Origin of the sequence: Rhodococcus sp. IEGM 1307 (assembly GCF_030056915.1) — a bacterium.
GTDB classification, from domain to species: Bacteria; Actinomycetota; Actinomycetes; order Mycobacteriales; family Mycobacteriaceae; genus Rhodococcus_F; species Rhodococcus_F opacus_D.
Window position 1 is genome coordinate 1 of sequence record NZ_JASHKW010000080.1, and the last position, 583, is coordinate 583.

At 64.8% G+C, this 583-nt stretch carries 1 protein-coding gene; it reads left to right on the forward strand.

Annotation, left to right across the window (positions count from 1 at the left end):
* A partial coding sequence (locus tag QM841_RS42900; RefSeq protein ID WP_283336801.1) for an integrase core domain-containing protein occupies positions 1-549 on the forward strand: 549 nt, incomplete at its 5' end.
* Positions 550-583 lie beyond the last annotated feature (34 nt).

The window sequence follows — 583 nt, forward strand, 5'->3', positions numbered from 1 at the left end:
CCGGTGCACCTACTCTCCGACAACGGGCTCGCCTTCTCCGGGAAACGCCGGGGCGGGATGTCCGAGGTCGAACGCCACCTCGCCGCCCTCGGGACCGTGACGATCGCGTCCTCGGTCCGGCACCCGCAGACCTGCGGCAAGAACGAACGCGCCCATCAGACCCTGCGGAAATGGCTGGCCAAGCAGCCACCGGCGGCGACCCTGATCGAGCTGCAGTCCCAACTCGACACCTACCGGCAGCTCTACAACAACAGGCGCCACCAGGGCATCGACGGCATGACCCCGAACCAACGCTGGGACGCAACACATCCCGCCCACCCCAAACCCGGGCCGGCGGCACGATCGGGATGCACCACCCGCCCCGTCTCGAGCACCGGCGTGATCCAGTTCGACGGACTCTCGATCATCCTCGGCCGCCGACACAAGAACACCACCGCGACCCTCTACTGGCAGGGCGATCGTGTCGTCGTGATGATCGACGACACGACCGTCCGCACTCTTACACTCGACAGGACCACGCGTTACCAGAAACTGTCCTCAAAGTCCTGAGACATATCTGTCCTCCAAGTCCTGAGACATGACA